The sequence below is a fragment of the Paenibacillus sp. T2-29 genome, from assembly GCF_052921365.1.
The window spans coordinates 142945-163603 of the sequence record NZ_JBREVE010000010.1 but is presented as its reverse complement, the minus strand read 5'-3'; the positions used below and the strand labels follow the sequence as shown (position 1 = coordinate 163603).

General features: G+C 42.6%; 24 protein-coding genes and 1 pseudogene. 22 read left to right on the top strand and 3 right to left on the bottom strand.

The genetic code is table 11. From position 1 onward, the window contains the following. Positions 1 to 39 precede the first annotated feature (39 nt). From ACU1JV_RS22815 to ACU1JV_RS22715, 21 genes and pseudogenes are all read left to right on the top strand, one after another. Positions 40 to 450 carry a hypothetical protein gene (locus tag ACU1JV_RS22815; RefSeq protein WP_058830634.1) on the top strand — a complete coding sequence of 137 codons (411 nt, stop codon included), beginning with the start codon at positions 40 to 42 and terminating at the stop codon, positions 448 to 450. A 158-nt stretch (positions 451 to 608) separates the two neighbouring features. Continuing rightward, entirely contained in the window at positions 609 to 4142 is a 3534-nt protein-coding gene (locus ACU1JV_RS22810; protein ID WP_413987423.1) for a tail tape measure protein, read from the top strand. 3 nt (positions 4143 to 4145) lie between these two features. Further along, positions 4146 to 4592 (top strand): hypothetical protein, encoded by a 447-nt coding sequence (locus ACU1JV_RS22805; RefSeq protein ID WP_413987424.1) that lies wholly within the window; start codon positions 4146 to 4148, stop codon positions 4590 to 4592. Positions 4593 to 4798: 206 nt separating this feature from the next. After that, entirely contained in the window at positions 4799 to 5776 is a 978-nt protein-coding gene (locus ACU1JV_RS22800) for a hypothetical protein (RefSeq protein WP_058830631.1), read from the top strand. Positions 5777 to 5778: 2 nt separating this feature from the next. Next, positions 5779 to 6204, top strand: coding sequence for a hypothetical protein (locus ACU1JV_RS22795; RefSeq protein ID WP_058830630.1), 426 nt, complete (start codon positions 5779 to 5781; stop codon positions 6202 to 6204). Further along, complete coding sequence (locus ACU1JV_RS22790) at positions 6197 to 6643, top strand: DUF2634 domain-containing protein (protein WP_413987425.1); 447 nt, start codon at positions 6197 to 6199, stop codon at positions 6641 to 6643. The genes ACU1JV_RS22795 and ACU1JV_RS22790 overlap by 8 nt, the downstream gene beginning before the upstream one ends. Beyond that, on the top strand, positions 6640 to 7113 hold the full coding sequence (locus tag ACU1JV_RS22785; protein ID WP_413987426.1) for a baseplate J/gp47 family protein: 474 nt from the start codon (positions 6640 to 6642) through the stop codon (positions 7111 to 7113). The genes ACU1JV_RS22790 and ACU1JV_RS22785 overlap by 4 nt, the downstream gene beginning before the upstream one ends. Next, positions 7082 to 7465, top strand: coding sequence for a hypothetical protein (locus tag ACU1JV_RS22780; protein WP_413987427.1), 384 nt, complete (start codon positions 7082 to 7084; stop codon positions 7463 to 7465). The genes ACU1JV_RS22785 and ACU1JV_RS22780 overlap by 32 nt, the downstream gene beginning before the upstream one ends. Next, complete coding sequence (locus ACU1JV_RS22775) at positions 7462 to 8214, top strand: putative phage tail protein (RefSeq protein WP_058830628.1); 753 nt, start codon at positions 7462 to 7464, stop codon at positions 8212 to 8214. Before ACU1JV_RS22780 ends, ACU1JV_RS22775 begins: the two co-directional genes overlap by 4 nt. A 9-nt stretch (positions 8215 to 8223) precedes the next feature. Further along, positions 8224 to 8613 (top strand): phage tail-collar fiber domain-containing protein, encoded by a 390-nt coding sequence (locus ACU1JV_RS22770; protein WP_413987428.1) that lies wholly within the window; start codon positions 8224 to 8226, stop codon positions 8611 to 8613. Between the two features lie 16 nt (positions 8614 to 8629). Beyond that, positions 8630 to 9556, top strand: coding sequence for a phage tail protein (locus tag ACU1JV_RS22765; protein WP_413987429.1), 927 nt, complete (start codon positions 8630 to 8632; stop codon positions 9554 to 9556). 17 nt (positions 9557 to 9573) lie between these two features. Then, a complete protein-coding gene (locus ACU1JV_RS22760; protein WP_058830626.1) occupies positions 9574 to 9966 on the top strand; it encodes a hypothetical protein in 393 nt (130 codons plus the stop codon). A 61-nt stretch (positions 9967 to 10027) separates the two neighbouring features. Then, a complete protein-coding gene (locus ACU1JV_RS22755; protein ID WP_058830625.1) occupies positions 10028 to 10225 on the top strand; it encodes a CD1375 family protein in 198 nt (65 codons plus the stop codon). Between the two features lie 79 nt (positions 10226 to 10304). Beyond that, positions 10305 to 10796, top strand: a complete 492-nt coding sequence (locus ACU1JV_RS22750; RefSeq protein ID WP_058830767.1) for a phage holin family protein — start codon at positions 10305 to 10307, stop codon at positions 10794 to 10796. Then, positions 10750 to 11514 (top strand): M15 family metallopeptidase, encoded by a 765-nt coding sequence (locus ACU1JV_RS22745; protein ID WP_058830624.1) that lies wholly within the window; start codon positions 10750 to 10752, stop codon positions 11512 to 11514. The genes ACU1JV_RS22750 and ACU1JV_RS22745 overlap by 47 nt, the downstream gene beginning before the upstream one ends. Then, positions 11514 to 11732: a hypothetical protein gene (locus ACU1JV_RS22740; RefSeq protein ID WP_413987430.1), complete on the top strand. Its 219-nt coding sequence runs from the start codon at positions 11514 to 11516 to the stop codon at positions 11730 to 11732. Before ACU1JV_RS22745 ends, ACU1JV_RS22740 begins: the two co-directional genes overlap by 1 nt. 229 nt (positions 11733 to 11961) lie before the next feature. Then, complete coding sequence (locus tag ACU1JV_RS22735; protein WP_058830622.1) at positions 11962 to 12177, top strand: hypothetical protein; 216 nt, start codon at positions 11962 to 11964, stop codon at positions 12175 to 12177. Between the two features lie 52 nt (positions 12178 to 12229). Further along, positions 12230 to 13384: an AAA family ATPase gene (locus ACU1JV_RS22730; protein ID WP_058830621.1), complete on the top strand. Its 1155-nt coding sequence runs from the start codon at positions 12230 to 12232 to the stop codon at positions 13382 to 13384. 3 nt (positions 13385 to 13387) lie between these two features. Continuing rightward, on the top strand, positions 13388 to 14155 hold the full coding sequence (locus ACU1JV_RS22725; RefSeq protein WP_413987431.1) for an HNH endonuclease: 768 nt from the start codon (positions 13388 to 13390) through the stop codon (positions 14153 to 14155). Between the two features lie 238 nt (positions 14156 to 14393). After that, positions 14394 to 15782 carry a transcriptional regulator gene (locus ACU1JV_RS22720; protein WP_413987432.1) on the top strand — a complete coding sequence of 463 codons (1389 nt, stop codon included), beginning with the start codon at positions 14394 to 14396 and terminating at the stop codon, positions 15780 to 15782. A gap of 260 nt (positions 15783 to 16042) precedes the next feature. After that, positions 16043 to 16276 (top strand): annotated as a pseudogene (locus tag ACU1JV_RS22715) (hypothetical protein). 22 nt (positions 16277 to 16298) lie between these two features. On the opposite strand, the gene ACU1JV_RS22710 reads toward ACU1JV_RS22715, so the two are convergent. Continuing rightward, positions 16299 to 17066, bottom strand: a complete 768-nt coding sequence (locus ACU1JV_RS22710) for a hypothetical protein (RefSeq protein ID WP_058830618.1) — start codon at positions 17064 to 17066, stop codon at positions 16299 to 16301. 157 nt (positions 17067 to 17223) lie between these two features. Here ACU1JV_RS22710 and ACU1JV_RS22705 point away from each other — a divergent pair, with 157 nt between their 5' ends. Continuing rightward, a complete protein-coding gene (locus tag ACU1JV_RS22705) occupies positions 17224 to 18270 on the top strand; it encodes a fibronectin type III domain-containing protein (protein ID WP_413987433.1) in 1047 nt (348 codons plus the stop codon). Positions 18271 to 18642: 372 nt separating this feature from the next. Here ACU1JV_RS22705 and ACU1JV_RS22700 read toward each other — a convergent pair whose 3' ends face one another. Further along, complete coding sequence (locus ACU1JV_RS22700; protein WP_413987434.1) at positions 18643 to 19155, bottom strand: GNAT family N-acetyltransferase; 513 nt, start codon at positions 19153 to 19155, stop codon at positions 18643 to 18645. Between the two features lie 134 nt (positions 19156 to 19289). After that, on the bottom strand, positions 19290 to 20474 hold the full coding sequence (locus ACU1JV_RS22695) for an MFS transporter (protein ID WP_413987435.1): 1185 nt from the start codon (positions 20472 to 20474) through the stop codon (positions 19290 to 19292). Between the last annotated feature and the right edge of the window lie 185 nt (positions 20475 to 20659).

The following is a 20659-nucleotide window of genomic DNA, read 5'->3' as shown; positions in this document are numbered from 1 at the left end:
GTTTTGATGAAAGAAGACTAATAAATTGGAGGAATCACAATGAGCGACAAATTACAAAAATATCTTGCGGCTGGCACGGCGGCCGCAAAGCCGGAACAACTTGAGGTAGAGGTGGACGGCGAGAAATGGTCCGTTCGGCGCTTGACCACAATGGACATCCGCCGTTGCTATGATGTGGCATTTAATGATGATGGTTCACCAAAGGAAACATTCAACGATATCGACGTTATGATTGTGCGGGCGACGGAGCATGACTTCGATTGGAACAACAAAGAGCTTCTGAAAGTTTATAGTTGCATAAACAAGAATGAGTTACCACCACGAATGCTCAGCAATCCAGACCATTATGCAATCCTCAGCAAGGCGGTACGTAACTTTCAAGAAACTAAGGAAGAATTGATGAAAGAAGCAAAAAACTCATCCGGCGAGATGGCGAGGCAAGCTGGATAGCCCATTTTTGGGTTAACCAAAAAAAGCTGCCTTCTGAGGTCTTGCCGTATGAAGTGGATGAAGAGCGCCAATATTATTTTTGCCTGGCAGCATCAATGATCGCTGAGGAAGAAATGGCGCGTATGAATCGGAAATAACCATGTCGAAACAGGAAGGGGGTGGGAACTATAGCAACTACATCAGTTACGGTACCGTTTGAGGCAAGGGATATGATCACCGGCGCAGTCCGGAATATGCGACGTATGCTTCAGGGCGCACATGACGACCTGATGAATTTTCGTCGTGCATCGGGCAGCATGTTCGATGATTTTGTATCCGGTAGCCGTCGGGCGAGGGAATCAGCGGACGATCTAGGCAGACGGATCAATGGCGCGTCCGATGAAGTACGACGTATGAATCAGATCCACTTGAACGATATCTTTCGTCGTGCACGTGCTGGAGCTGATGATCTTAGGCGTTCTGCTGATCGAGCGGATTCGGAAATACGAAGTATCCGGGACGCCCATGTTAAGCTACGGGCCGAGGATTCGATTAGTCCAGTCGTTGACCAAGTATCCGACAAAATTTCAGCGTTGGCAGCGTTGGCAGCGTTGGCAGGTGGGATTGTGCTCGGTAGCGGTATAAGTGACTCTATGTTTGGGGGCGTGTCCGACTACAACCGTGAGGCGGCACGAAGTGCGGCTTACATGCCAGAAAGCATTCGTCAGCTGAGCCTTAGCACGGTAGATGATTTAGTTAAAAAGGCCATTATTCCAGATCGTATAGAAGGAACCCGACAACTTGCCGATGCAGCTCCTTTAGTTCAGGATAAGTCCAAGATGAGTGACTTCGTAAGTGCGTCTGCTAAAATCCAGTACATTCGCCCGGATGCCGGAGCTGAGGAAGTACAGCGGGCGCTGTCTCAAACGTCGAACAGTTTTAAAGAATCCTACAGTCAAGTCGCTGATAGCATGATGTATGCCTATAAGGAGGTAGGTGACAAGCAGCAGGATCTGTTCGATACGTTTTGGGAGTACAGTCCATACTTTGCAAGCAGCGGCACCGATTCAGCGCAAATGGCAAATTTTTTAACGAAAACTGTCCAGAATGGCGCATTTAACTTCGACAAGCCTGCCGACTTTTTCAAGGAGACGTTTGGTGTCAAAGCTCTGAATACAGGGGATATGGCGAATTACTTTATCAGTCGCGGAGCAGGCAAGGATGAAGCCCAACGTCAGGCGACGGCTTTTACAGACGATATCAATTCAGGTGACAAACAGCGTGCTCAAGGAGCCATAGCGGCATTGGTTGGCGATTTGGCTAGTCAAACGCGGAGCCAATTAAAACAATCCCTTGTAACTTTGGGTTCTGGCGCTGGTGAAGACAACGCTGATTCCATTCTGAAGACGTTCGGCACGGCGTTTCAAAAAGCACCAAACATGAAGGGCACCACTGATAATTTGCTTCGTAAGCAGCAGGCAGCGGACCCAATGACGGAAATGAAGCAGACTCGTGCTGAAATTAGCCTGCAAATGCAAGAGATTGGGACCAATATTGCTCAAGCAGCCCTTCCAGCTATGAAGGAATTTAACGCCTTGCTAGTGCAGAATAAGGATAACATTCAAACACTTGGTACGGGGATAACCAATGCGATAACTGGAGCGACTAGCTTCTATAAAGATCATTTTAATGCCATAAATACTGCTCTAATGGGGTTGGCTGCTGTACTGGTAGCTAAGAAATTATGGGCCTTTGCACAAGGTGTAAAGAAGTTCAACGATGATCTTTCTACTGCTGCTAAATGGGTAGGAGAGAAGGGAAAAGAGGGTGCAAATGCGACAGGGAGGGGAATCAAAGCCGGTTGGAACTGGATTCGGCGGAAACCTCCTGAACCTCCAGCTCCACCACCCGAGGAAACACCAGCCCAACGAGCTGCCCGAATACGGGAGCGGATGGGTGGACGCGGTATTAGACGCCAATTGAGTGGAAACCGTAACCCTGTCGATGATCGTATTGGTGGTTTACGCTCTGTTGCTTCCATGACTGTTAACGCTACGAAAGTCTATATAAATGGCTCTGTGTCCGGTGGTGGGGAAGGAGGGGCAGATGATGACGGTGGCGATAGTGGCGACCGTGACAGAGAACGCCGCCGTAGAAGAAACAGTCGTGGAGGGCGTAGGGGAGCGGGAGGCGGTAGACGTCGTATACGCATTAATGGTCCTCGTCCCACTCCATCCCCTGATCTTAACCCAAGTCCTCGCGGATCGCGTGAAAATCCATGGCGTGTTCGTCGACCTGCTCCACCAAATCCACCGCCACCACCGAGTCCGCCTTCTGGCGGTGGCCGCTTGCGTGGCTTCCTGAAAGGAGCAGGTAAAGCGGCTAAAGTTGGCGGTATTGTTGGTACGGTTGCAAGCGTAGCAGCCGGTGCATATGACCTCTACGAAGCATCAAAGGATAAGGGCTTGCGTGAGGCTGTATCTACGCAAGGCGGTGCTATGGTTGGCCGTGTAGCCGGAGGTGCTATTGGCGGGGATTTTGGGTCTGTTCTTGGGCCACTTGGCACAATGGCCGGTGCATACATCGGGAATATCGTAGGGGAGAAGATCGGTAAATTTGCCGATGAAAGCGGGCTGACCCGGAAGGTCGTGGATGGTGCAGTTGGAATCTTTAATTCTGCTAAGGATACCTGGACTGGCGTGAAGAACTGGTTCACGGGCGACAAGAAGGAAGAGAAGCCTGGCCCCTCTCCTGAGGCAAAAATTACGATCAACAATCTGACTGAGCAGAAGCAGAAGCGCCTTCAGCAGATTGGCGACGAGGTGCGCAAAAGCATAGTCGATAAAGGTCTTAAAGAGGGACTAAAAACCGTTGCTGAGCAACCAGAAGTTAAGCAGCGCCTTAATGCACTTAAAAATGCGTGGGGTGTTGTCTGGAAAATGGGTGACAGCAGCAAAGCCCAGAAAAGTATTAAAGATGTAGGAACCGCTTCTAAGAGCAGCGTGGATGAGGTGGCCAAAGGGGCAGCAAAAAATAAACAGAGTTTTAATAGTGTCAGCGTTGCGGCGAAATCGGCTGTTGATAAGACGAGACAGTATCTGTTCTCACTTAAAAACGTATCGAGCCAGGGCAATAGCTGGGGAAGTGATCTTATGTCCCATTTTATTGCTGGTATGCGCGGCCAGTTCCCTACGTTGTCTTCCGTTGTCAGTTCCGTTGCAGTAGTCCTTAAAAAGATGAAGGACGCAAAAGACGCTAACTCTGGCGGTGGTGGAATTACACCGAAACCTAAGCCAAAACCATATGCTCAAGGTGGATATATCAACCGTCCACACGTCGGCTTGGTCGGCGAAGCTGGTCCGGAAATGATCATTCCGCTGTCAGCCAGCCGCCGCAGTCGGGGCCGCGAGCTTTGGGAACGTGCTGGAATAATCATGGGTGTACGTCCTTATGCTAACGGTGGACAAGTCGGCCGGCCAAGTTTGATCGGTACGGCCAGCATGATGCCAATGGCTCAGACGCTTGCCCAGCCTGCTCCTGCCGCGCCGAAGTCTGTGTCAATAGGTAATATCAATATTGATTTCGGAGAGATGGCAAAGGGCATTAGTAATTTTGCCGAGTTCGCACAGATGCTCACCAGCCCTCAAGGTCGTGCGTTGATCCGTAAAGTGTTTGGTGAAGAAATGATGAAAGTATTGGAGACTGGAGGGTAAGCCATGTTGGCACTATCGCAAGGTAAAATCCGCCTTACTTTTCCCATCACCCCAGCAGAGATTCAAATCACGTCTGGTAATGAGGTTGAAACCTTTACCGTCATAACTGGACAGGAGCGAACAGGGAAACCCGTCTCGAAAGTGAAACGGGTTTCTTTTTCTGCAATCCTTCCACGCTATTGGGAAGAGATTTGGGAGACGGATAGCAAACAGACGGTCACCTATAAAACACCAGAAGTAACGTGGAAGCTACTGGAGCAATGGAAAGGTAAGCCTGTAGTACTTAACTTTGAGAACCTATTTAGTCAAACGATGCTCTTGGAGGGGATGACCAGACGTACAAGGATGGACAGGGGAATCTTCATGGTAACTATTCATTTGTGGAGTATAAGCCTGTTAAAATCGTTTCTTACTCTAACTCTAAACAGGTTCTCAAGCCTGGAACCGTGATCACTAAACCGTCAAAAAGTCGCCCTAATACTACGGGCAAGAAGGACAAAAAGAACGAAAAGAAAAAAGATGATAAAAAAAAGAAGGCCAAGGATAAAAGCAAAAAAGCCAAGGAGGACCCGAACGCTAGGGGCGCTTTTGACTATACCAGTTCCAAAAAGCGAATATCAGACAAGGTTTACAAGGCTAAAGGGAAGTGATGTATTATGGACGACTTTGCGGCTGTATATGGCAAGGAGAACGCCCGGCAGATGCTGACGGAGGGCATCGAGGAAGTGTCCTGGTCTTCTGGCCGTGATGAGATTGCCCGCAGCGCTACGGTACGACTTCGCAATGCGAGCAATATAAAGGTAGCTGGTATGCTGATGTGCTTTTCGCAAAAGGTCGGTGGTGCTCTTTATCATCACAAAAACCAATTTTTTCACGGACCTATTATTAAATACGAGCAGGACGAATTTACAAACGCTTGGGAAATTGAGGCGCGGGAGATCGGCTGGTATTTGAGCAAGAACAAGGGGACGAGGCCATACCTTAAAGGCGAGGCTGGAGCGGAGTTGCAACGATACATCAAGAGCACGGGCATTGACTTTCGCTGTCCTGCTCTCGGCTTTAATTTGGACGAGCGTTATGGAACGATGGCCCATTCGGAAATTATCCTCGACGTATTGCAAAAGGCATATGAGCGTAGCGGCTACCGTTATTATATAGACCTTGTTAGGACGGAAAAGAGCTTTTATCTGCAGGTGATGCGCGAAGGGACCAATACCAAGGTTCCTATTTTTGTACCCGAACAGATGACCTCCAGCACGGCAGGATACAGCATCGAGGAAACTTATACAGTCATAACCGCGCAGAAATGGAAGGATGATAAGATCGCTTCTGCTGTTACTAAAACGGCAGCGGGTGCAGTTAAGGCAATGGGCCGAATGGAAGAGATCATCGAGGTTGGTGAGGATGAAAAGCCGGAGACCATCGCTGTGCAGCGGCTGAAGGTATTGTCCGCTGCCAAACAGATCAAGAAAATTACAGTTCGGCACACGGACCATACGTTATCCGGCTTGCGTTCCGGTTGGCTTGTCCTGACTAAGACCGATCATACTTCAAAATGGATTGTCGTCACGGCTGATAGCAGCTACAAGAATGGAACATATACCGTAACGCTGGAATTGGAAAGGAGGGAATAGGCGTGCTGAATGAAGCGCTCAAGCTTCTAAAAGATCAAACCAAAGAAAAAATCGACGCACGGGACACCGAAAGGGCTATGTTTCTAAGTTGGCCAGGTAGTCCGTCAATAGAGGTGGATGGTGACCTTAGTCCCTATCCAGCGGATAAACTGGTGTTTGCTGAGTATTTGTTGGATCGGGAAGTTAAAGCGGATTTCATAGCTGCTGAATATCTGGAGGGCAATGAAACCAAAGGCAGCGTTACAGGCGTATTGGCTAACGGTGTGGTTTACGAAACAGGGGAGCCATACAAGCAGACCCCACGCAGCTCGTTACGTGGCAAGCTGGTTATTCCAAGCCCTTTGCAGGTCGGAGATCGGCTGATTGTCTCCAGGCTGAGTGGACAGCGCTACTACATCCATGGGAAGGATGTGAGCGGCAATGGCTGACGAGGAAAGTCTGTTCCCTGATTTGGACCTTTCCGAAGTGGACGAAGTAGAGCTGACAGAGATGGTAGCGTCCGAAACCAAGTGGACGTATGTAATTGTTGATTACCGTACAAGGAAGATGGCCACCACAGATGATGGACGTCCCAAGAAGACAGCCACCTATGCTGAATATTTAGTGCAGACAGCGCTCAAAATCCTCAATACAGAGCGATTTCAATATGTGGTGTATGACGCTGATATCGGTGTCGAACGATCTGAATGGGCCAATTGGGAGGACGTTGAAATAAAACGCGACATTGAGGAAGCTTTGGCAGCTCATACGGAAATCTCTCAAGCAGAGGTGCTGTCTATGGAACGGGACAGCCAGAACATGTACTTGAAAATTAAATTAACTGGCTTAGCCGGAGAAGCGGAGCTGAAGGAGGCGATTGAACTGTGAATGTGAAATTAACGGATCTGCCGACACTGCCACCGATGGCAATTTTGGAGGAAACCCCCGAGGAAGTCTACCGCCGATGGGTTAACCGTGCGATTACATTGGCGCAGGAAAAAGGCTTGCCCCCGCCTCCTACTGATCCGGGAGAATATTTCTATGATCTGTGGTACCCGATAGCTATGGAATATTCCGAACAGCAGGAACTGTTAACGTATGCTTTCCTTCAGGGCTTCCCCATTTGGGCAGATGGCGAATTTCTGGATGGTCACGGGTGGTCGGATGGAATGGCCCGTAAAGCGGGTGAGGACGATGATACGTACCGATTGCGAATACTTGATCGTGCGTTTACTGAGGAAGGCAGTGGACGTCGTAAGGACTATGAGGCATGGGCGAAGGAACTGGAGGGTGTCGGTGGTGCTGTGGATGTTGAGAAGGCTCGTAATGATGTATTCCATAGACTTGTATCTGACTGATCTACAGGGTAAACCAGTCACAAAAGATTTTGCTGCTAAGGTTAAGGCGGATATGTGGGAAACCAAGCGGATTGGCGGTCACGATCTTGAAGTGTATCCTGCTCCGGTGTTCACGCTGCAAGTAGCTGCGAAACTAAATACTGTTCTTCCGCTTCCTGAGCTGATTGAACCAATCAGAAAGCGCATTGCTGATTATGCTCTTGGCCGTACAAAGCTTGTCTTTAATTACGTAGGTGCTGCTTTGTTGGTCAAGGGCGTGGAGGATTATGAAAATCTCACGCTTAATGGAACGACTAAAGACGTTGAGATTCCAGTAACGTCCGTATTACAAATTGAGGTGACCCTGACATGATCCCTCTTCGTTATAGGCAGATGTTGCCGCCGCTCATGTATGAGATCGACATGGCCGAGCGGCATTTTGGTGTTATGGAGTTGGTGGTGGATGAGCGTGAAAAGTCAATTGACGATTTGGACAATCAGTTTATCTTACAACGGGCTACCTGGGCGCTACCGATATGGGAGTGGATATATTTCCGACAGGAGCAGATTGGGACACTGGAGCAGCGCCGTGACGCGATACGTCGCAAACGTTGGGCCAAGCGGCCATTTACGCTTCCTACGTTACGGCTGATCGGCAACAAGTATGGCAATCTGTTGGACGTACAAGAGGATTTTCTCGCTAAGCAAATTCGTTTTGTTTACTCAGTCGAATCGGATTTGGTTATTAAAAGCCTGATGGAAGACTTTGAGTACATTCGGCCTGTCCACATCAATAAGGCTTTGCCCTCAATTCACATTGAATTTCATCATGCACATCAGATCCATTCCCGCATACATTTCCGTTCGCGTGTTCGTTTTTTTGGTGGTCGTCCTTGGTATCTGGACGGAGTGGAGCTATTAAACGGTGCTGCGTCCTTGTCTGGATGGACTGGTGAGCGCCAACGATATCAGAATAGGTTGGAACTGAAGACCCGGCATCCAATAGAGAATCGACAGGAAGGCAATGTAAAGGTCCGGCAGAATTATTGGTTGCTGAATGGCAGTGTTGCGCTCGATGGAAGCCGATTACTCAGCTCTACCGAAAAAATAGAAACTGTATAGGAGGTAACAATGGCTGAACAAGTATTAACGGTAACAACCGCCTACGCCAGAGAGCAGATGGCCCGAGCGCGAGCCGAAGGCGGTACACTAACGAAGGTGGCCAAAATGGCATTTGGCAGCGGTGGCGTGGATGCAGAGGGAAAACCGCTGCCTTTGGATGGTACTGAGCAGGCCTTAAAAGTGGAGCTGCTCCAAAAAGATATCACCAGTTACGAATTTATAGCCCCTGCAACTATTTGTTATGTCTGCTCGCTTGCAGAAAACGAGCTGGCCGGGAAAACGATCAATGAGCTGGCGTTGGTTGATTCGGCGGGCAAGCTAACTGCTGTTCGCACCATGACCTATAAAATCAAGGATGCAGATATGGAGTTTATTTTTGAGATCGATAATATCTACTGATAAGGAGGGATAGATCATGCCAATAAAGCAACCAAGGCGTTTTGTTACCACAGACCAAGGACATGCAGACGTTCTGAATGTACCGATTGATACGCTTTATGAAAACGACCAGGCGTTGGCTGCACAGATTGAAAACATTAAAAACGATCCAGCCGGTAATGACATTGCGTCCAAGGCAGCACTGGACAATCACGTCTCTAATACAGACCTGCATGTTACGGCAGCAAAGCAAGCAACATGGAATGCAGCAGAGGGCAACGCCAAGAAGTATACAGAGCAGTATGCAGCACCCAAGGCGCATACGCATCCTGCATCGGATCTGCCTTCCGCATCAACACAGGCGCGCGGAATTGTGCAGATTAATACATCGGTAAGCAGCACTTCTACAGATCAGGCAGCTGCGCCGATCGCGGTCAAGACGGCATATGATCGAGCCAATGAAGCATACAGCCGGGCAGACCAAGCTTTTACGCATGCCGTTGATCTTAAAAATAAAATCGTAGGCGCGATCAACGGCAAATTTGGAGGCGCCAGTTCTGACATGAGCAGCGATCAGATAGCAGCAGCAATCACAAATGCACCTGTAAAACGATTCGCGAGCGGTACGTTCAATGGGCAGAGCGCTACATCCATCGGTATTAGTAGTGGTGCAGATTTATCCCTGGCGGCATCAGGTTTAGGTTTTTCTCCTAACGGGATATTTTTTAGAGTGGAATTGCGTGATACATCCAACAGGATTTATTTAAGCGGAACAGTATACGATGTAAGATCGTTTGGAAGACAAGCTCTGGAAGACGGAAGTTTCAACAATCGGATTAATTCTCCTTACCTAACGCCACAAAACGGTGGTTTCGTCGTGAATGTATCAAGTGGATCGCTGCGAACTGGCGGTGGGGGGTCGCTTGCTATTTTAAAAGCTTTTGAATGGTGGGCATTTGAATAATAGAAAGGGTGGTTTATATGAAAATTGGGCCAAAGGTTTACTGGAGAAAATCAAGCGGTGAGGTTATTTTTATGACTTCCCAAGTCGAATCAGAGTCAGCACGTGAGACCACTAAAGAGGATGATATGGGCTTTTATCCGTTGTTAAAGGGGTATGATCCTGAACAGGTAGACGTCCTCAAACTTGAGTTTGATAAGTATACTGAAGACTTCTACCACGCGACCAGTTACAGAGTGAATCCAGATACTAAGACAATGGAATTCACATACCCGTCTAAGAGTGGCAGTGACTCACCCCCTACGAAACCTCTTACGGATCAGGTAGCGGAGCTTAAACTGGCTGATTTGGACAATAAAGAAGCCATAGCCGGGCTTATTCAGCTAGTTATGTCACAGACCGATGCTAAATAGAATCCGGGAGCGGGTTCTACTTTTTGTTCTCACGCAGTTCATGAGGGGAGGTGAAAAAATCATGAATGAGCAGATTAAAAAAGCTTTTGCGACGACACTTGTACATCTTATCCTTGCTGGCCGCCGTGAAATTGAGGATGTACCAGTAGGATTGCGAGACTTGGTTAAAGCAGACTTGGGCATTAATGAGCCTTCACAGGCGGCTCCAGCAGCTCCAACAACTCTAGCAGCCGAACAAACAACAGAACAAGAAGAGTAAGCGGCGTATCCAATCGGATGCGCTATTTTTTATGCCCCTGGAGTGGTTGGAGGCTTTATTTTTTAAGGGGGAAAAGGTAGTGAGCCAAATAAAAATGTTTGGCAGCACCGTATGGACCGCAATCGTCGGGACATCGGAAAAGGAGGCGGCGGCAGGGGGAGTGGCGGCGCTGACTGGTCTGATTGTTACATTTTTGGGTGGGTGGGACAAGCCGCTTCAGGTGCTGCTTACGATGATGGTATTGGATTATATTTTTGGAGTTGCCGCGGCTATTAAAAACAAAAAAATGGACAGCGATGTGATGTTTTGGGGAGGCATTCGAAAGGCTACGGTTTTGACGGTGGTGGGATTGTCCGCACAATTGGACAATTGGCTGCAACCAGGCGCACCGATCTTCCGAACGGCGGCTATTTACTTCTACGCTGGCCGTGAAGGACTTTCCTTGGCCGAGAACTGGGGAGCAATGGGAATCCCATTGCCGTTCAAGCTCAAAAACTTCTTACAACAATTGAAAGAGAAAGGAGATGACAAAGGTGCTGACACTGGAACAGATACAAAAAAAGTCTCTTAATCGACTTGTCGGGCTGAATCCAGTTTTTAAAATTGTAGTGGAAAAATTAATTGAGCGTTGCTATGTCCGTGGTGTTTGGATTGTGATAACCCAAGGCTTGCGAACGTATGCGGAACAGGACGCGCTCTATGCCCAGGGACGGAATGGAGATAAGCGTCCCAAAGTAACAAAAGCCAGGGGCGGATATAGCAATCATAACTTTGGGTTTGCGGCCGATTTCGCGCTGCTGTTGCGTGACGGTCGTACGGTGTCCTGGGACACATTGAAAGACGATGATAAGGACTCCCTTCCTGACTGGTCGGAGGTGGTCGAAGAAGCAAAGAAACTTGGGCTTGAGTGGGGGGGAGACTGGCGTACATTCAAGGACATGCCCCACCTACAGATGGTCTTTAGCTTGTCTACAGCAGACTTTCGGGCAGGTAAACGACCAAGTCAGGCGCAGCTTAATGCTGTGTTGTCCAGATTGAACAAAATGAATATGGAGGATGAGGAAATGACAGCAGAAGAAAAAACAGCGTTTAATGCACTACAAAAACGTGTGATCGCGCTCGAATCTGCAAACAAACTTACAAAGGTTCCAGCGTGGGCCGAGCAAGCGTGTATTAATGCTAAAGCTGCAGGAGTTCTGGACACGGCAAATGACGGTAGCTACGACTTTTACCGTATGATCACATTGCTTGACCGAGCTGGAGTATTCAAGAAGGGAGACGTTGCATAATGACAGACTGGAAACGAAAATTATCCAGCCGTAAGTTTTGGGCGTTATTGGCTGCTTTGCTGACAAGCTTGCTTACTGCATTTGGAGCCAGTAACGACACGGTTATTCAAGTGACTGGCGTGATCGGTGCATTCGGTGCAGTGATTACCTACATTATGGGCGAGGCTTATGTGGACGGTAAATCGGCTAGTTCAACGACCACGGAAGATCCGCAATAATACATGTTTGCTGGTTTATGTGTATAAGGCAAGGGGATTAAGCGCTACTGGTACAGGAATTGCTATGGAACTTCCTTAAATCATCTCAAGTTCATGCTAAAATCATCCCGAAAGCCCACTATAAATGTTCTAAACTCAATTAGAATTGTAGTATGACAAGTCCATTCTTATTGGACTTGTCATTTTTTATGTCCCAATAAATATACTTTAATTAGTGGAGGCGATAAATTTGAGCAAATTAGAAAAATTGATTGTTCCTTACTCAGTCCCAAACGTTGTTATTACTCACAAAAAAACTGGGGAAAGAAGAGTTTTTTATGCAGTTAGTTCAAATGGTGATATAGCACTTATTGGTCCAATGGAAAAAGATACTAATAAAGAGTGGATAAACCAGTGTAAGAGCATATCTAAGAGCGAACTACTCAAAACTTATAATTTAGAATAAATGCGTGGAATATTGTGGTATAATCCTCTTGAATAAGGGGGGAGATTATTCAATGAAAGTTGATTCAGTAACTATTCAAAATATAGGTGGTATAAAAGACCTTAATGTTTCATTTAATGATAAATTAAATATGATTTGTGGAATGAATGGCGTAGGAAAGAGTACAATTCTCGAATGTATAGTTCATGCTTTCAGTTTTTCGAGTTCTGGAAAGTTGAAACGTAATGCGAGAACCGATAAGGGGATATGGAAAGTAAACATTGATGGGAGAGAAAGTGTCTTCGACACAAATTCATTTTCACCTTCTGATTCAAACAAGAATTACAGCTTACTTTTTCATGAAAAAGTATTGAAAGTAATCTATATAAAAGATCAGAGACACTTTGAATATCAGAAAATTGATGGAATACGTGCTGATGAGGAAAGAAACATAAATAATTACCAACAATATGTTGTTAATGGTATGAGCCCACATTCAATAAAAACCTGGTTTAGTAATAGAGTTCTATTTGAACCTCAGGGAAACCTTTCCGAAGCAGAGTTATTTAACTTGGTTTTAGCGAAGAAATGTTTCTCATTACTAGATCCCAGTGTAACCTATTCTCATATTGACCATTCGACACTAGATACAATGGTAGACACGTCAAGAGGGAGGATTTATTTTGAATATTTATCCTCTGGATTCAAATCAACCCTATTTATTTTATTAGGTTTAATTAAAGAAATTGAATTCAATATGACACCCAAAGTTAAAGTTTCGGATTTTGATGGTATCATTCTAATTGATGAAGCAGATGCTCATTTGCATCCTTATTGGCAAGGTCCTTTTGTTGATGCGCTTAGAACTACGTTCACTAATGCACAAATTATTATTACTACTCATAGTCCACATATGATTCAGGAAGCAAATTCAGAAGAACTTATTGCTCTTGGCATTGATGAAGAGGGAGAAGTGATTGAACTAGATCTATTTAAGTCTGAGTATGGTTTTAAAGGGTGGACAGTAGAAGAAATATTAGAAGATGTTATGGGCTTAAAGGAGACAAGATCGAATAAATATATTGAGATTAAAAATAAATTTGAACATGCTTTGGATAATGAAGATGTTGAGCAAGCAAGAGAATTATTCGACGTTTTAAATAAAATGTTACATCCACGAAGTCCGATGAGGAAGGTATATGAACTCCAATTGGGTTCTTTAGGGTGAGCTATGATAAAAATTACAAGAACTTTTCCTCCACATCAAATGACTAGTGAAAAAGTAAAAGAACTAACCGAAGAATATTTGAAAACTAAAAAAAATGTTTGGAACCAAGATTATATTAAAAAAGCATTATTAACTATGAGTCATGATAAATGTATTTTTTGTGAATGCAAGCTGGGAGAAGAAAGTAAATATATTGAGGTAGAACATTTTCATCCCAAGTCTTTATACCCATATGAAGTTGTAGATTGGTTTAATCTTCTACCAATATGCAAACGATGTAACGGTTTAAAGAGAGATCACGATACGAAACACGAACCAATCATAAATCCTACAATCGATGAACCACGTCAGCACTTATTTATCAAAAATTATCGTTTTTTCAGCAAGGACGAAATTGGAAAAAGGACTGTTCGGATTTTACAGTTAAATGATTCTGAACGTCTTATGTTGCCTAGATTCAAAATAGGTAATCAAGTGTCTGAAACCTTGGATATACTGGTGAAATGGATTGAGAAGACAAATGGAACTCAGGCAATTGATGATCAGAATGAACTGATATGTAAGGTGCATAACCTATTAAATTCTTGCCAATCAGAATCAGAGTATAGTGCTACATGCTCTTATGCTCTGTTTAGTGATGAAAATTACTATGATATCAAGAAACATATGGTCAATAAGGGAATCTGGGATAGTGATTTAGAAGAACTAGAAAAAAAATGTTTAGAACACTGCTTAATCAGTGATGATGTATTAAAGCAATGTAGTGTTTGAATATTTTTGTCAATACTGATAACAACATATATGGAAGCATCGTTCTGAAATCTAAATGATCGGTAACACCCTACTGGCTAAGCTGGTGGGGTGTTTTTTTGTTTACAGGAGTACCCTTATGACAAACGTAGCCTTTCTACATGATTCGCAAAAAAGATATTGACAACTGTTAATTACTGGACAAAAATAGTAAATGATTATAAAATACTGGAATTTCTATGCGAGGGGTGGCTATGACATGAAGCATACACCTACGATTCGAGCAGAATTAGACAGATATCTACAGCAAGAGGGTTTGAACATAGCGCAATTTGGACAAATTGCAGGCATGAATAGGGGAATAATAAGTGCTATTGTAACAGGGAATAAGTCTATGTCAGTTAACCAGCTTGACCTCATTACTGAGGCTATGGGTTTGCCTGAAGGTCACTTTTACGACTTGTTCGTGGAAAATTACATCGTCGACCATCCTCCGAATATGAGGCGAATCGAGCCATTTTTGTATCGCTGTGCAGAATTGGACAAGTTGGATGTGATTCGTCGAGTGGTGGGAGCCATCATGGACAATCTGCTGTATTCACCCAAGTTATTTGAAATTGCAGAAGAATTGTTGTCGCAGGGAAGAAATGCGGCTGCATTGCTGCTCTATGAGGGGGTAGCTGAAGCGGAGAAATATCAACATTCTGAACGTTTGGCAGTCTGTCAATATCGCATATTCACGATTCAAATTGGAGACGATCAAAGTCGTAACATTAGGGCGGCAGCGGTGTTTGAAGCTTTTGTCGAACGGCTGGATGAAAGTGACCAGCTTGATGCGTTGAAGGATTTGGCTAATGTATACAGGTCTTTGCGTAAATGGGACAAGGTTGACGAAATGGCGAGGAAAATGAGAGCCAAGGCAGAAATCCAATATTCAATGAAACATGAACAACGGAGTCGAGAGCGGGATGAGTCTGTCAATAAGCTAAGTCGCCCGTTGTTTGTATATATTTCCTATGCTGACTTGTTGTGTGCAAGTGTATGTGAAGCCCAAGACGATTATCAACAAGCTCTACAATATACATATGCCTACGCTGATTTAGGTTGGGTCGAAGAGACGGACGAGACCACCCAACACTGGATTGGCTTGTTCCAAAACTGGGCAGAATGCAATATTTATGTTAATACACTCCTGTCTGGGGATATAAGTGTACTTTCGGATTATGTAGAATACATTGCTGCCTCAAAGGTCGATAATGAAATGGTTACTAAACTGTTGAACGTAATGTTTGCTGCTAACCGATATAAGTTAGATATAAATGATATACTTAAAAGATTTGATATGGTTATTGATTCTTTTGTACAACAGCCATCATCGGATATATATACTTATCAGGTAGTACCAGAGCAGACAACACGTTTTAAATATGAACTTGCTAAATACTACTTGAACAGAGGCAATTACTCTTATGGCTTCAAATTCCTCCTAGACGTGTTATCTAAATCATTAGCCAATAACAAAGAATCCTTTTTCATTAGATGTATAAGATTGTTTGAGCAGTTTAAACAATTTGCTGACGTTAGAACTTTTATAAAGTATGAAAGTTTAGTTAGCGTAGGGCAAAGAGATAGATTATTTTACTATTAATATTCATGCCCTCTTTATAGAATGCATGGTTAGACAATGTTAAAAAACGGTACTGTTAATCATTGCAGCTAGTTTTTTATTTATTGCTACTGTGCCTGTTCAGTCGAATAACCATAGCCAATTCGTACAATTGTTTGACCAAGTTGGCGGTGCTTAAACGTAAGTAAAGCAAATACCCGCTAACCTTAAGTGGTCGGCGGGTTTATACATTGAAGGGGTTTCTACACAATCCATCAAGTACCTATCCTGAGGTGATCAGCATGAACCATACATATAAAGTGTTAAAATCGGATATAGAACTATTTGCTGCTGCATTAAGCTAGGTAAGAGTATATGTTGTTCAGTCGTTGAGAGAGGATATGGTGTCGGTTGTAGACTATGGTGGCACTATAGAAAAGTTTTCGCCTGATTCGGTAAAAATTGCAGGAGCTTATTACATACGGAATCAATTTGAAATTAGAGTAGATGTGAAAAAGGACTCCGCTGGTATGTAACCAGTATGGAGTCCTTTGTTGTTTATTTAGTTGAATACTCACTTACTTCAAATGTGAGTATTTTATTGAATATTACATAGTCATTGCGACTGCTAAAAGGACCTATGTTATTCTTATGTTTATTGATTGCGTAGGAAGCTGTACCTGTACCTGCTTGTTTAGCCTCATACCAGGCAATAAAATCGTTAACTTCTTTCATACTCAGGTCGAACTCTTTTTCAAGACCAGTATCCATAGTGACTACTAAAATAGCTCGGCCGATATCCTTAGGTGTATCTTGATCAGGAGTAGTTTTTATATCTGGGTTATAAGTTTTCAATATCCCATCAATATCAAATGCATCCATTCCAATAGCACCATTAGTTTTAATTATTAATGTGTGTTCTCCTTGTGGCAAGCCCGTTTTTTCAAACGAAATAGCTTGAAAAGCACTTTTTTTATTGTACTGTGTATAAGGATATTCGACTCCATCAAGTGTCAGGGTATAATTTTGAGTTTTCCAAATAGATACGGTAGTAATGAGTCTTATTTTTGTTCCTGTGAAATTAAATTTAATGAATTTTTCATTATTGTCATTAGTTAATGTCTCAGAGCCATTATAAAAGGTTCCGTTTGTAGATTTAAACCACCCATTACCTTCATATTGAATAGTGGAGTCGGTGTCATCGTACCGATTCCAACCTTCCTCTGGAGAAGTAAGGGGATCACCTACTGTTGCGGCATAAACACCTTGATTAAAACTAAATAAAAGTATTATAGATAATAAAAATAGTGTTGATAGTTTTTTCATATATATTCCCCTTTGTGTTATTTGTTTTATAAGAATATAAGAATAAAAAAGGAATGTCTAAACATTAATGTCTATATATTCGAATTTATGTTTAGACAAGTTCTTAGGAATATATTACCTTAGTATCTATTCAACAGATTACTTAGGGGGAAATTTTGTGAAGATGAAGTTCATCAAAAAAATAAGTGTTTTATTCGGAGTTTTTTTATTTACAACAGGCATACTTTTAAATTCAAATTTATATGCGGCATCCGTGGGACAAAGGCTTACTGAACCAGAGAAAGGATGGCAAAGGTATGATGATACAGAAACTACACTTAAATATAATGGGAACTGGTCTAGCTATTCTAATAATAGCTTATATTACGGAAATACTATCAAAGTTGCTAATGGAACTGGGAATTCAATAGAGTTTAAATTTCATGGAAACAAGATGAGGCTTATAGGGGTTCTTTACAGTGGAGCATCTAAGAACATGGAAGTCTCAATCGACGGTGTCAAAGAACAAATGTCTATGTATACAAGTGGAGTGCTATATCAGACATTGAACTTTGAGAAAACAGGATTAACTGATTCTATTCACCATGTAATTATAACGAATAAGGAAGCCAATGAATTTTATGTCGATGCAATTGACATTAATGAAGATGGAAGGTTGATAGGACAGAACGTTCCTATAAATTTAGAGGCTATAGGTGGAGATAGCCAGGTTAAATTGAATTGGGATTTGGTGAATGATGCCGAGAGCTATACGGTCAAATACGGAACAGAATCCGGCAAATACACTGAAACTGCCACAGCAACAAAAGATGCCTATGGAAACTTCATCATTCCAGGTCTGACTAACGGAAAAAAATACTACTTTGTTGTGTGTGCTAAGGTGAATGGTGCTGATTCTGATTACTCAAATGAGGCCTCTGCAATGCCACAAGGAGGAGGCAGTCAACCTGACCCAGAGCCAACTACTGGAGATCGTGCAATATTGGTGGTCACTATGACAACAGGATTGGAGAAGGAATTTGATTTGAGTATGAAAGAGGTTAACGACTTTATTGCATGGTACGAAGGCAAACAGGCTGGTTCTGGATCGGCATCCTATGCAATTAATAAACATGACAATAATAAAGGGCCGTTCAGCAGCCGAAAGGATTATATGCTATATGATCGTATTCTCATGTTTGAAGTAAGTGAATACTCTAAATAAATATAAAAGCTCTGCTAACCTTAATGGGCCGGCAGAGCCTTTTAGTTGAAAAATTGTTTACAGACGAACATTCAAGGTTCTATGAATCCACTTTTTTAAATGTTCGATGAAAATAAAGTTTTGATAACTACAATAAAAGAAACAACGGTAGGCTAGACGGGAAAATAAAGCCCTAGATTGTCGCTGTTTCATTAAACTAACGTTTCCCGTTAGTTTAATGATCTGACTTTTTTCTTCATCATGACATCAAGAAAATATAGTAAAGTGTGTATATTAGCTTTTACCCCAATATGCACACGCCATCAACATATTTACAGTTAGATACCGTTCTTTTGATAATTTTTCTTGCTACCCGTCCGTGTTATTCTCAGTCTATCTTAGCATTTTAAAATAATCGAATAACGCATGAATTTCTTTATAGGATACATCCCCATTTATTGACATCGTTTCGAAAGTTACGCCTTCATAATTTGAAAACAAGTAATCCTGAGACTCAAAACCTAAGAGTTGATAAAAACTTTTCCTTTTAATTCTTTGATTATTATTAAGAAATTTAGGGTTAACTTCTTCAATATTCAGGCAAATCCGATAGTTAGAGTATTTATTTATTATCTCATTAACAACTGCTTTCCCGTACCCTTTATTTTGATATGCTTTACTAATTGCCAAATACAATATGTAAAGCATATCGTTTTTTACGATTAGATAATTCATTCCTACCAGCGTGTAATCATCATATATTCCATAAAACAAATGGTCGGTATCATTGCTTATCTCTACCAATTTATTATATGGGACCATCTCTTCTTTAGGAAACGAATCATCATAGATTTTTTTTATCTCATCAATATTCTCGTTATTAACTCTTTTTAATACTACAGTCATAAATTTCTCCTCGCTCTATTTTTTAAGAAGATTTTGTACTTATGCCAATCGCTTTGATATGAAAAAAAATATATAGATGTCTATCTCTTACAGGTCACAGTTCAAATTCTCAGGATCCTCTCTTTAAGTGCTCTTTAGTTTACCACTTGATTTTGAATTTTACCTTCTTTCTTTCCATACAACATGTAATATAGAAAAAGTGTAGCTAATACAATTAATCCGAGTATTACATACAAACCACTATATCCTGTAGCTGGAATTATCAAACCGATAATAGATGGGCCAAATCCGTTCCCTAGATCATAGAATATAAAGAACGTCGCAGTTGCTAAGCCAACTCGGTGAGGTTCAGCTAAATTGATGGCTATGGCTTGAGTTATGGAAGAAATATTACCAAATCCCAGAGCAACTAATGCTCCTACCAATAACAATGTAAAGCTACTGTTAACTGAGCTTAAAAGAAGCATCCCTACTCCATATATAATAAGAGCCGGATATATGATAATGTTAGCACCTTTTTTGTCCATTATTCGTCCTGTAAAAGGTCGTGATATTAAGACAAAAACAGTATATACCATAAAGAAGAAACTTGCTGTGTCTATTAACCCTAACTCCAAAGCATAAATATTTAAATATGAAACTATGCCGGAAAAACAAAAAGTCATGAAAAAAATAATAATTGCTATCGGCATAACTTTTGGCTCAACAAAGTCAGAGATTTTTATTCCCTTTTTATTGTTCTTCTCAGTCTTGTACGTTGCGGGAAACTTCAGAAAAAATGCGATTACTAAGCTAAAAATTCCAAGCAATAGACTTAAAGAAAAAATCATTTCAAAGTTTGAGTTTTGACTCAAAACTAAACCAATAAATGGACCGATTCCTGTGGCCAAGGCCGTACTAATTGCAAAATAACTTATCCCTTCACCTTTTCGTGGTGCAGGAAGGCTAAATACAACAACCGTACTCACAATTGTAGATATAATACCCACTGTGATACCGTTTAAAAGCCGATTTAATATGAGAAAGTTAACATTAAGATGAACGGAATAAAGTAATGTTGTTAAAATTAATAAAAACAAGCTGGTCATCAAGATTTTTTTGGAATGTATAAGACGTCCTGTAAACAAACGCCCTAATAATGAACCGATAATAAAAATACCTGCGACGATACCAGCTTGGCCGGTTGATGCATCAAATTCATTAATTGCATAAAGAGTGATTGTCGCGTTTAATAAAAAGAAAATTAATGTCATAATGAAATTGACAGACGAAAGAATAATAAAGTTTTTCGTCCACAGTTTAGGATTCGTTTGGTTCACAGCATATTCTCCTGTCTGTAGATTTTGGTAAATACTTGATATGCAAGTGAGCTAATATTCTGCATTAAAGGAATAAATAATTTGTTATAAAAATTCATAATAAAATGAGACCCATATGAAGGTCTCATTTTATTTGAACAACACAATCTCCAATGCGACTCATATTCCTACCTTTCGCAGTGCAC